At 33.0% G+C, this 11973-nt stretch carries 12 protein-coding genes; 9 read left to right on the forward strand and 3 right to left on the reverse strand.

Going from position 1 to position 11973, the window contains the following annotated elements; genetic code table 11:
- Positions 1–17 precede the first annotated feature (17 nt).
- The 3 genes from HNQ90_RS09410 (at position 18) to HNQ90_RS09420 (ending at position 2611) form a co-directional block, all read left to right on the forward strand.
- Positions 18–941, forward strand: a complete 924-nt coding sequence (locus tag HNQ90_RS09410; RefSeq protein ID WP_144118007.1) for a homoserine kinase — start codon at positions 18–20, stop codon at positions 939–941.
- A gap of 134 nt (positions 942–1075) precedes the next feature.
- The gene (thrC, locus tag HNQ90_RS09415; protein ID WP_144118008.1) at positions 1076–2368 is read left to right on the forward strand and encodes a threonine synthase; all 1293 of its coding nucleotides are present in this window, start codon (positions 1076–1078) and stop codon (positions 2366–2368) included.
- Positions 2369–2374: 6 nt separating this feature from the next.
- Entirely contained in the window at positions 2375–2611 is a 237-nt protein-coding gene (locus HNQ90_RS09420) for a CBU_0592 family membrane protein (protein WP_144118009.1), read from the forward strand.
- Positions 2612–2623: 12 nt separating this feature from the next.
- Here the strand turns inward: HNQ90_RS09420 and HNQ90_RS09425 are convergent, their stop codons facing one another.
- Together HNQ90_RS09425 and HNQ90_RS09430 are read right to left on the reverse strand one after the other, a co-directional pair.
- Positions 2624–2938 carry a Dabb family protein gene (locus tag HNQ90_RS09425; RefSeq protein ID WP_144118010.1) on the reverse strand — a complete coding sequence of 105 codons (315 nt, stop codon included), beginning with the start codon at positions 2936–2938 and terminating at the stop codon, positions 2624–2626.
- A gap of 140 nt (positions 2939–3078) precedes the next feature.
- Complete coding sequence (locus tag HNQ90_RS09430) at positions 3079–3996, reverse strand: AraC family transcriptional regulator (protein WP_144118011.1); 918 nt, start codon at positions 3994–3996, stop codon at positions 3079–3081.
- 172 nt (positions 3997–4168) lie between these two features.
- On the opposite strand from HNQ90_RS09430, the gene HNQ90_RS09435 reads away from it, so the two are divergent.
- Both HNQ90_RS09435 and HNQ90_RS09440 read left to right on the forward strand, forming a co-directional pair.
- Positions 4169–5668, forward strand: coding sequence for an aldehyde dehydrogenase family protein (locus tag HNQ90_RS09435; RefSeq protein WP_144118012.1), 1500 nt, complete (start codon positions 4169–4171; stop codon positions 5666–5668).
- Positions 5669–5737: 69 nt separating this feature from the next.
- Positions 5738–6094: a DUF779 domain-containing protein gene (locus tag HNQ90_RS09440; protein WP_144118013.1), complete on the forward strand. Its 357-nt coding sequence runs from the start codon at positions 5738–5740 to the stop codon at positions 6092–6094.
- A gap of 11 nt (positions 6095–6105) precedes the next feature.
- Here HNQ90_RS09440 and HNQ90_RS09445 read toward each other — a convergent pair whose 3' ends face one another.
- Positions 6106–8178: a hypothetical protein gene (locus HNQ90_RS09445; protein WP_144118014.1), complete on the reverse strand. Its 2073-nt coding sequence runs from the start codon at positions 8176–8178 to the stop codon at positions 6106–6108.
- Positions 8179–8683: 505 nt separating this feature from the next.
- Here HNQ90_RS09445 and gcvT point away from each other — a divergent pair.
- Genes gcvT through HNQ90_RS09465 form a run of 4 tightly spaced genes read left to right on the forward strand, consistent with a single transcriptional unit; the run spans position 8684 to position 11871 of the window.
- Positions 8684–9763: a glycine cleavage system aminomethyltransferase GcvT gene (gene gcvT / locus HNQ90_RS09450; protein ID WP_144118015.1), complete on the forward strand. Its 1080-nt coding sequence runs from the start codon at positions 8684–8686 to the stop codon at positions 9761–9763.
- Between the two features lie 4 nt (positions 9764–9767).
- Positions 9768–10682 (forward strand): glutaminase, encoded by a 915-nt coding sequence (locus HNQ90_RS09455; protein WP_144118016.1) that lies wholly within the window; start codon positions 9768–9770, stop codon positions 10680–10682.
- Between the two features lie 27 nt (positions 10683–10709).
- On the forward strand, positions 10710–11543 hold the full coding sequence (locus HNQ90_RS09460) for a sugar nucleotide-binding protein (RefSeq protein ID WP_144118017.1): 834 nt from the start codon (positions 10710–10712) through the stop codon (positions 11541–11543).
- A 34-nt stretch (positions 11544–11577) separates the two neighbouring features.
- Complete coding sequence (locus tag HNQ90_RS09465; protein ID WP_144118018.1) at positions 11578–11871, forward strand: 4a-hydroxytetrahydrobiopterin dehydratase; 294 nt, start codon at positions 11578–11580, stop codon at positions 11869–11871.
- The last annotated feature ends 102 nt before the right edge of the window (positions 11872–11973 follow it).

Below are 11973 nucleotides of genomic sequence, written 5' to 3' on the forward strand. Positions count from 1 at the left end.
ACAAAAGAACTTTTGTAATGAACGAAATAAAAATATTTTCTCCGGCAACAGTAGCTAATGTAGCATGTGGTTTCGATGTTTTAGGGTTTTGCTTAGATAGTGTTGGCGATGACATGGTGATAAGAAAAACCGATAAAAAAGGAATTCATATTACTAAAATTGAGAATTTCGATTTACCATTTGAGACCGAATTAAACGTTGCTGGTGTATCGGCATTAGCCATGTACAATGCCATTGATGTTGATTTTGGTTTCGAAATTGAAATTTATAAAAACATAAAACCAGGAAGCGGTATTGGAAGTAGCGCTGCAAGTGCTGTTGGTAGCGTATTTGGAATGAATGAACTTATTGGAAGACCATTTAACAAAACACAATTAACAGAATTTGCCATTAAAGGTGAAGCAATAGCGAGTAAATGCGAACATGCAGACAACCTCGCTCCCGCTCTTTTTGGTGGTTTTACTTTAGTAAAAAGTATTTCGCCTTTACAAATTTTAGAAATACCATCTCCAAATGATTTGTTTGCTACAATTATACACCCCCAAATAGAAATTAAAACATCGGAGTCTAGAGCTGTATTGCCAAAAGAAGTACCATTAAGTGATGCTATAGAGCAATGGGCAAACTTAGGAAGTTTAGTGCACGCTTTACATACTAGCGATTATAATTTAATTAGCAACTCGTTAAACGATGTTATTGTAGAACCTTACAGAAGCCAACTAATTCCGCACTTTAATGAGGTTAAACAAGCTGCATTACATGCTGGTGCTCTAGGAGCTGGAATTTCAGGTTCTGGTCCGTCCATATTTTCGTTAAGCAAAGGTTTAGAAACAGCAACTAAAGTTAAAGAAGCTATGGCTGCTATTTATTCCAAAACCGATATTGCTTTTGAAATACATGTTACTAAAATTAATAATGAAGGCGTTAAGATAATTAGCTAGAATGCTCATTCTCATTAACAAAATTCTTGCTCTATTAGAGTTTAAAAATTAAAAAAATAAAAATAAATTTTCTTTATTGAAAACCAAATAACACCCGTCTTCCGTCAAAGGTCTTCGGTCAACTTATTAAAACAATGAATTACTACTCACTAAATCATCAAGCTCCAAAAACAACGTTTAAAGATGCGGTTATTAAAGGACTAGCGCCAGATAAAGGCTTATACTTTCCTGAAAGCATAACACCATTACCACAATCGTTTTGGGATAATTTTGATAATTTATCGTATTCTGAAATTGCGTTTGAAGCTATAAAACAATTTGTATCTCCAGAAATTCCAGAAGACGTTTTAAAAACTATTGTTAGCGAAACATTGTCTTTTGATTTTCCTGTTGTAAAGCTAAACGAGAGCATTTCAACTTTAGAGTTATTTCATGGTCCAACCATGGCCTTTAAAGATGTTGGTGCGCGTTTTATGGCGCGTTGTTTAGGCTATTTTAATAAAGATAACACAAACGAAGTTACCGTTTTAGTTGCCACTTCTGGTGATACGGGAGGAGCTGTTGCCAATGGATTTTTAGGTGTTAAAGGTGTAAATGTTGTTATACTCTACCCTAGCGGAAAAGTGAGTGATATTCAAGAAATGCAATTAACTACTTTAGGTCAAAATATTAAAGCTTTAGAAGTTAATGGCACGTTTGATGATTGTCAAGCCATGGTAAAAACAGCATTTTTAGATGAAGCGTTAACAAGCCAAATGCAGTTAACCTCTGCCAATTCCATTAATGTAGCACGTTGGTTACCGCAATTATTCTACTTTATGTTTGCGTATAAACAACTTAAAGCTAGCAATAAAGAGATTGTTTTTTCGGTACCTAGTGGGAATTTTGGTAATGTATGTGCTGGTATGATGGCACAACAACTAGGTTTACCAATTAAGCATTTTGTAGCGTCCAATAATGCAAACAATGTTGTTACACGCTATCTAATTTCGGAGTTATACGAACCAAAACCATCTGTACAAACAATTAGTAATGCTATGGATGTTGGTGCTCCAAGTAACTTTATTCGTATTCAAGAAATTTATAAAAACCAATTTGAAACCTTAAAAGAAAACGTGTCGTCTTACAGTTTTTCTGATGATGAAACTCGCGAAGCCATGTTAGAAATTTATAATAATTACAATTATGTTGCCGATCCTCATGGCGCAGTTGGATATTTAGGCTGTAAATCGCATTTAGAGCAAAATCCGAATGCACATTGTGTATTTTTAGAAACCGCACATCCTACTAAATTTTTAGACGTAGTTGAAGAAGTAATTAAAGAAGAGCAACCTTTACCAGAGCAAATACAAGCTGTAAAGGGCAGAAAAAAGGAAGCAACATTAATTTCTAACTATGAGGATTTAAAATCATTTCTTTTAAACTAATCTGGAATGACCTTTGATGACTGGATTGGTTTTTTAGGCGTATTCCAAATTCTTTTAGCATACTTGCTAAATGTTTTAGGTAAAATAGACAATAAGCATTTAGCCTTTATATTATTAAATCTTGTAGGTGCTTCTATGGCTTGTTTAGCCTCAATTTTAATACAATATTGGCCATTTATTATTTTGGAGGGTATTTGGGCTTTAGTGTCACTCTATAGTTTAATAACACTAAAAAAGGCATAATAAACTTATTCTTTACAACACACTTTTACTATCAAAAACTAAGACTTTGCTCCATAAATGTTGGTGCTTATCAACAAACTCTTGATGTATTTTATGTTTTTGATATATAGCTTCATCCTGTTCATTTGCAAAAATGAGCATTTCGGTAACGGAGTAACTATTTTCAACAACATCTCTTTTCTCGGTTGAAGCTGGAACACCAATATGAATATCGGCCACTTGCTCGATGGTTTTCAATTGTTTTATACCTTCAATAAGTTGTTGCTTATCTTCTAAAGATTCTGGATTTTTCAGCCAGAAAAAAACATGATGTACTAGTGGTCCCATATCTTCAATTAATTACCCTGTAAATTTAATAAAATATATAGTTAAAATGCTTATTATTTATTGCTATGCTTATGGTGTGCTTTTAACAATTCCGCGAAAGCGCTATACCCATATTTAAAAAAAATACAGAAAAGTTTTAATTAATGATTAACAGATTTTTTAAACTGTTGCGGTGTCATCATTTCCATTTTTTTAAACTGCCTATTGAAGTAACTGGTATTGTTAAAGCCAGATTTAAAAGCTATTTCGGACATTCTACTGTTTTTACATTCCTTTATAAGTTTTTTTGAAAACTTAATTTTTTCGGAATTAATATAATCTATTGGCGATACACCAAGCGTGTTTTTAAACTGCTTATGAAAATGCGATGCACTCATGTATGCTTTCTTTGCAAGTAAATCTACACTAATATCCTTATTGGTTAGATTCTCCTTAATAAATTTAATAACGGTGCCAATTCGTGTGTCGTTAAATACCTGATTTTGGTTATTAACAATTAAGGATTTAGCCTTGGTTTGTAGCAACCTTACTATTAATTCTTGTATCATTAAATCTAAAAGCACATCTTTAGATTTATTATTATTTGTAAACGTATATGTGAGGCGCTCAATTAAGTGATTTACATCGGTATTATTAATTAAATGCGAAGATGTAGCATCTAAATCCCATGTGTTATTTTCATTTTCAATGGCCACATGTTCATTAAATTTCTCGACTACTTCGTTAATTTTTACGGCATCGATACCAAGTGCTAAACATTGTGTTGGTTTATTTTTTGTGGCCACAGGAAAGTCAATAATCATTTCTTTGCGACTTGGCATAACCACAGATTCTCCCGGAAAAAAATCGAACGACTCAAAACCTTCTAAATGCATAATCTTTTTCCCTGTTAGCATACTAGCTATTATGGGGAAATCGAATTTTAAAGCCACTTTTTCTGCTACAGCATGCGTTTCAAATATGTTAAGTTCTGCATAATCAGCATTATAAGTCGTTCTGTTTTCCACTAAAGTGGTTAGTTTTCTGTTACTTCTATGTTGATTAATAATGGACTTCATACTCAATAATACAAAATTTTAGCACATAACGGTTTAAATAATAGATATGTTCAAGAATATAATAAATATGTTCAAGACAATTAGAATTTGATAAAATATCTTTATAAAAAACAAATATAACACATTTTATATATTCAATTTTTAACAATTTACTAATTAAATAAGAAATTACATGAGTTATTCGAAACCTAAGTTTAAAGAGAAGTATGGCAATTTTATTAACGGAAAATTTGTTGACCCAATTGGTGGGCAGTATTTTGAAAATACATCGCCAATTGATAATTCATTAATTGCTAAATACCCCCGATCTCAAAAAGAAGATGTAGAATTAGCTTTGGATGCTGCCAATGCCGCAAAAGAATCCTGGGGTAATACATCGGCAACAGAACGTGCTACCTTATTAAATAAAGTGGCTGATATTATAGAGGCTAATTTAGAGGGATTTGCATTGGTTGAAACTTGTGATAACGGTAAACCCATACGAGAAACTTTGAATGCCGATATTCCTTTGGCTGTAGACCACTGGCGTTACTTTGCTGCTTGCATCCGATCGGAAGAAGGTAGTGCTACTGAGTTAGACCAGCATACTTTATCTATGAATATTAAAGAACCTTTAGGGGTTGTTGGACAAATAATTCCGTGGAATTTCCCTTTACTAATGTTATCATGGAAATTACCGCCAGCTTTAGTTACTGGAAATTGTGTGGTTTTAAAACCTGCAGAACAAACACCATCGTCCGCCACATTACTTATGGAAAAAATTGCAGATGTATTCCCTCCTGGTGTTGTAAATATTATACATGGTTTTGGACCCGAAGCAGGTAAACCATTAGCATCGAGCTCTAGAGTTGATAAAGTAGCCTTTACAGGCGAAACCACAACAGGACAATTAATTATGCAATATGCATCAAAAAACCTTAACCCAGTAACTATGGAACTTGGTGGTAAATCGCCAAACGTGTTCTTTAATTCGGTTATGGATCATGACGATGCTTATTTAGATAAAGCTATTGAAGGCGCTGTTCTGTTTGCTTTTAATCAAGGAGAAGTGTGTACCTGCCCATCTAGAATTTTAGTGCAAGAAGATATTTACGATGCTTTTATGAAGCGTGTAATTGAACGAACAAATGCTATTATTCAAGACAATCCATACGATGTAAATACAATGGTTGGTGCGCAAGCCTCTAACGATCAATACCAAAAAATACAATCGTACTTTAAAATTGGTAAAGAGGAAGGCGCAAAAGTATTAACCGGAGGATCTGCTAATAAACTAGATGGTAATTTGGCAAACGGTTTTTATATTAAACCGACCTTATTAGAAGGTCATAATAAAATGCGAGTCTTTCAAGAAGAAATTTTTGGTCCTGTAGCCTGTGTTACAAAGTTTAAAGATGAAGCCGAAGCTATAGAAATTGCTAACGATACATTATACGGTCTTGGAGCTGGTGTTTGGACACGAGATGCACACCAACTTTATCAAATACCAAGAGCCATAAAAGCAGGTCGTGTTTGGGTAAACTGTTACCATGCATACCCAGCGCATGCACCTTTTGGAGGTTATAAAAAATCTGGTTTTGGTAGAGAAAACCATGTGATGATGCTTAACTATTATCGCCAAACAAAAAACATGTTGATTTCTTATGATAAAAACAAATTAGGCTTTTTTTAGTAGAAACCAATTAATAGCACAAAGGCTGGATTTATTTTAAAGATTCAGCCTTTTTAATATATTTAAATTATGGAAAGAGTTGCAATAACAGAAAAGGCTAAAAAAGTATTAGATACATTAAAATCGAAACATGGCGAATTAATTTTTCATCAAAGTGGTGGCTGTTGTGATGGTTCTGCGCCCATGCTATTTGAAAAATATGATATGTATTTAGATGAAAGCGATATCCTTTTAGGCACCGTACATGGTGTTAATTTTTATATGAATCAAGACCAATTTGAATATTGGAAACACACCCATTTAACTGTTGATGTAACAGAAGGTCGTGGTGCTAGTTTTTCGTTAGAAATACCTTTAGGATTGCGCTTTTTAATACACTCCAGACTTTTAACAGATGAAGAAAACGAGGTATTAAACCCTAAATAACGCCTTGTTTATTAATCTAATAACTCAGGGTTATTAAGTATCAATTCTATCTTTTTAATAATAACCGTAATCTGGTCTAATTGCGATTCAATATTTCTAAAAAAGAGGCTAATATCTCTGTTTACCCAACTTTCCGATATTACTCGTGCTCCTAAACTTATTCGTAATACAGCACTTTGCACGCCATTAGTATATTTAACGTTTACAGCCTGCCCAATATGACACTTCTGTGCAGCCAATCTAAATGTTTCAATAGGAGTGCCTTCAAAATGTTGTGAAATATCGGAGTTTAGCAACTTGTATAGCTTTTTTACCTGATCGACAGTCAAAGGATCTTCATTTTTAAGAATAAAAAACGGGAATATGCTACGCATATTTCGAATTCCAAACTCCTTATTATCGTAAGTATTTGCGCGGGTTACAGTACTGTAAACTGGCTGTAAAAACGGAGCGTCGTTTATCGAGTCTTCAACAAAATTGCAAAACATTTCAATACCCATATTTCTATACAGGATTGGTGTTTTAAAATAACGTTCCATTTCTACCATAGCGGCATTCCATCGCATGTAAGAACCATAATTAAAACCATCGGATAAATCTTTTGAACAAATCCAAGATGTTGGCCAATCGGAAGCATTAAAATATTGCACTAAACCTTTTGGTAATTTACTTTTTACACAATCGATTAGTTTACTAACGCGTTCTGGAAAAATTAAGGCTCCTGAATAAGGAGGTCCTGTAAAGAACTTACTACCAGTAATACTAACAATATATCCGTTTTTTAAATAATTTTGAATATCAGATGGATCTAATCGTAATTGTGCGGCATCAATAATAACTTGCATGGATAAATCCTTTATGCTTTTTAAATCCTGCATCATTTTTTTACTTGGCGATTGATAACCTAGTTTTGAATGATCCATAACATGTAACACCACATGGCGCCCCAATTTATTAGTATCTGATATAGCTGTAAACACTTCTTTGTCTAAAGCTTCAGTGGACTTTAATTGCCCTTTTTCATCTCTAAACGGAATTTTAATTAAATCGACATCCCTAAAGCCTTCCATTTGTTCGCCTTTGGTAATAGGAAAATTTAATGCGGTATTATTTTCGAAATGACATCCTTTTAATGCAGCTGACACGCCACTACCCGTCTCGTCTGATGCTACTAAAACATGAGTAATTTCCTTATCGGTAATAATTTGGGTAATGGCCGCTATTTGTAAAGAAGAATCTGTTCCCGATGGCGAAAAAATAATTTCGCAAGCTTCGTTTAGTTTAAAAATTTTTCTAAGATTGGTTTTTAGTAACTCCGAAAAATCGGTAGTACTAGTTTCAAATCCATTTTTAAGACTGTTTTTTATTAAAATACTTCTAGTCTTATCCGTTTTATCGAATGCAAAATTAGAAACACTAGTTGCTGTAGACGATGCAAATGTAAAGGCATCTGGTCTTGGAAACGGTCGACAACCATACTTATTTAACAATTCAACTTCATCTATATTTAATCTAAAATCGCCACCTGCCATTAATAGATATTCGGTAGGTTTTGCTAAATTTTCAACAATAGGTTTCCAAGATTCTTTAAATACTTTATTGCCGCTTGTTAACCCATGAAATGCTTGTAACTCCTTACTCTTCAGTAAAAAATCAACATCGATAGTGCTATCGTTTTTAATTAAATTAATCAGAAAATAATCAAGGTTTTGTAATTTTTCTTTATCTTCTTTAGGTAATAGTTGGTAAAAAATACGAGTAACTTCAAAGGCTGCTACGTCGCATAAAGCGATATCGTCTTTTTTATTTTCTAAGGCCTTATACCAAAGCTGCCATTCTATACCATACCTTAAATATACTAAGGCTAAAACAGGATTTCTTAAATATAACTCCCCTATTATAATAGATTTGTTAGGTACAATTTTAAACACATTTGGTACACTAGTAGAAGTAATAATTTGAATGTTATTTATTTTAGGTACCGTATTAAACCTTTTTAATACATGTACGAGATAATTAACATTTTCTTTTTCAAATAAAGATGTTCTTTTATATTGATCCTCAATAAGTATATTATTCGTCATAAGCACTTTTATTTAAAACCTTCTAAGTTATTGTGTTACTTTAAACAGTTGTTTACTAATAAAATAACAGAAATAGTCATTGATTTTAAGATTATCATAAAACTATATGTTACAATTTAATAATTAAACCTCTAATATTTAGAAAGTATTTAAATTTTTTAAACCGCACGAAAATAAGGTACTTAAACTAAAAGTTTCTAAAATATTTCCTAAAGTTTAATGATGAGCAAAATTTAATATCCTTGTAATTCGTTTTACAGGTATTTAAACGAAAGCTCCTAACTTTAACAAACCTTTTTATCCTTCCGCGAAAGCGTTAATATAAATTTTCAATACATTTGTTTTTATAACTATGGAAGACATTTTAATTGGAATAATTAAATTTTTCGGAAATACAATCGAAGATATTGTTACCGGTTTTAAAAGGAAGAAAGCTTTATTATCGGGATTTATTATTTTATTAATTTGCTTAATTATTGTTTATTTTTTGACTAAAGATTTTTAAATGAAAAACACAGCCTTAACAGAAACTCACAAAGCGCTAGGAGCGAAAATAGTCCCTTTTGCAGGATACAATATGCCTGTACAATATGAAGGTGTAAATGCCGAACATGAAACCGTACGTAATAGTGTTGGCGTATTTGATGTATCGCACATGGGTGAGTTTTTAATTGAAGGTGCACATGCGCTTGATTTAATACAGAAAGTATCGAGTAATGATGCTTCTAAATTAACTATTGGTAAAGCACAATATAGCTGTATGCCTAATGAAGATGGCGGTATTGTTGACGATTTAATTATTTATAAAATTAAAGACGATGCGTATTTACTAGTTGTAAATGCGAGTAATATAGAAAAGGATTGGAACTGGATTAGGTCTAAAAATGATATTGGTGCAACCATGCGCGATTTAAGTGAAGATTACTCTTTACTTGCAATTCAAGGTCCAAAAGCTATTGAAGCCATGCAAAGCCTTACCAGTCATGATTTATCCGCCATTAAGTTTTATAACTTTATTGTAGGTGATTTTGCGGGTATCGAACATGTTATAATTTCGGCAACGGGTTATACTGGTAGCGGTGGTTTTGAAATTTATTGTAAAAACAACGAAGTAAAACAAGTTTGGGATAAGGTTTTAGAAGCAGGTGCCGATTTTGGCATTAAGCCTATTGGACTTGCGGCACGCGATACACTCCGTTTAGAAATGGGGTATTGCCTTTACGGAAATGATATAGATGACACCACTTCGCCTATTGAAGCAGGTTTAGGATGGATTACTAAATTCACTAAAGATTTTACAAACTCTGAAGCTTTAAAGGCCGAAAAAGAACGAGGTACCGAACGTAAACTTATTGCGTTTCAATTGGAAGAACGTGGCATACCACGCCAAGGTTACGATATTGTTGATGGCCAAGGAAAAACTATTGGTGTTGTAACTTCAGGAACCATGAGTCCGTCGTTAGGAAAAGGCATTGGCTTAGGTTATGTTCCTACTGTTTTTGCCGATGTAAATAGTAAAATAAATATACAAATACGTAAAAACGCTGTTCCTGCCACGGTCGTTAAATTGCCGTTCTACAAATAATTATATGACAGATTTTCAAGCCGTATTAAACAGCATTTATCAGGATGCTATTCAAGCTACTGATAAAGGTGTTGTAGCCTCTTACATTCCAGAATTAGCGCACGTAAACAAGGAAAACTTTGCTATTCAATTACGAACAGCTACAGGCGAATGTTATGGCGTTGGCGATTATAATAAACTGTTTTCTATACAAAGTATATCGAAAGTTTTAGCCTTATCCAAGGCCATGTCACTTATTGGAGAAGATATATGGAAACGTGTCGATGTAGAGCCATCTGGACACCCATTTAACCAATTGGCTTTATTAGAAATTGAAAATGGTATTCCTAGAAATCCGTTTATAAATTCTGGGGCTATTGTAATTGCAGATATTTTGGTATCTCATTTAAAAAACCCAAAGGAAGATTTTTTAAATTATGTACGAGAACTAGCTGGCGATGCTTCTATTAATTATAATATTGATGTAGCGCTATCGGAGCAATCTACAGGGTTTAAAAATTTTGCAGCAGCCAATCTTTTAAAATCATTCAAAAACTTAAATAATCCGGTCGATGTTGTATTAGATTTCTATTTCTATCAATGCTCAATAGAAATGACATGCAGCCAATTATCAAACACTTTTTACCTCTTTGCAAATAATGGTAAATGTTTACAGAATAAACTACATATTACCGACAGGCAAGTAAAACGTGTAAACGCTTTAATGCTTACTTGTGGATTTTACGACGAAGCTGGAGAGTTTGCTTTCGAGGTAGGTTTACCCGGAAAAAGCGGTGTTGGTGGTGGCATTGTAGCCCTTTTACCAGACCATTTTGTAATTACAACGTGGTCGCCTGGTCTTAACAAGAAAGGAAATTCTAAACTTGGCATGCAAGCTCTAGAGCAATTTACGACTAAAACTAAGCAGTCCATTTTTTAGTACATCTTCATTGGTGAAATTTGATACATGATAAAGCGAGAAGGTAAACATAGAATACTAATAATAGGCGGAAGCGGGTTTTTAGGAAACTCGATTTACAAAGAGCTCTACCCCTATTTTAGAACCTTTGGAACCTATAATACTGCAAATAATCCATTTGAAAAAAACCATCAATTTTTTCAATATAATATTGAAGAAGATGACATTTACGAAATACTCGACATTGTAAAACCTACTATTATTATTTCTGCTTTACGTGGGGATTTTTCTAAGCAAGTATTAATGCATCAACATCTTGCAGAATATGTACTAATTCATGGTGTAAAAATTATTTTCATTTCATCTGCCAACGTTTTCGATGCTTATATAAAATACCCAAGTTTCGAATACGATAAAACATACAGTAATAGCGTTTATGGGCATTTCAAAATAAAAATTGAAAACATGCTATTACGTTTACCTAAAAAACAAGTCGTTATTTTAAGGTTACCTATGGTATTTGGGGCGCATTCTCCGAGAGTGCAAGACATTATTAAGCTTACCAACGAAAAGGAACCTATTGAGGTTTTTCCTAATTTAATAATGAATGTTACTACGGCATCGAAAATTACACAACAAATTCATTATATCATTAACCGAAATAAATTTGGTATTTACCATCTAGGAAGTAACGATTTGGTACATCATGAAGATTTTATAAAAGAAATAGTAAACTCTTTAGAACTCCTAAGTCAACCTATTTACAAAAGGGTTTATACCACAAATGACGATAGGTATTTAGCTGTTTTACCCAAATTCAACACGCTACCAAAACATTTACAAATTAAGAGTGACGATATTCTAACAGATTTAAAAATATAGTTTATTTTTAATAAGAATTACTAAAACCATAAGTATGAATAAACTATCAGACGACGATATAGAGAAAAAATTACTTCGATTTCCAGATTGGGAATACTACGATAATGCCTTACACGGCGAATTCGAATTCGAAAACTTTAAAGATTGCTTTAGTGCTATGAGCCGAATCGCTTTTGAGTGCGAAGCTTTAAACCATCATCCCAATTGGAGCAACACATATAACGTACTTACCATATCGTTATCAACTCACGATGCCGATGGTGTTACTAATAAAGATTTTTTATTAGCCGAAGCTATAGAGAACATTGTGGAACCAGATGAAGAATAAAGTAACTGGCAACTCTAAACACTAGTTAGTAAATTAAACTTTATAAACATTTAAAGGAGCTCAATTAGTAGATTTTTTTAAATTTGCTACATTGAAAATTTT

It is taken from the genome of Algibacter amylolyticus, assembly GCF_014202225.1.
GTDB lineage: Bacteria > Bacteroidota > Bacteroidia > Flavobacteriales > Flavobacteriaceae > Algibacter_B > Algibacter_B amylolyticus.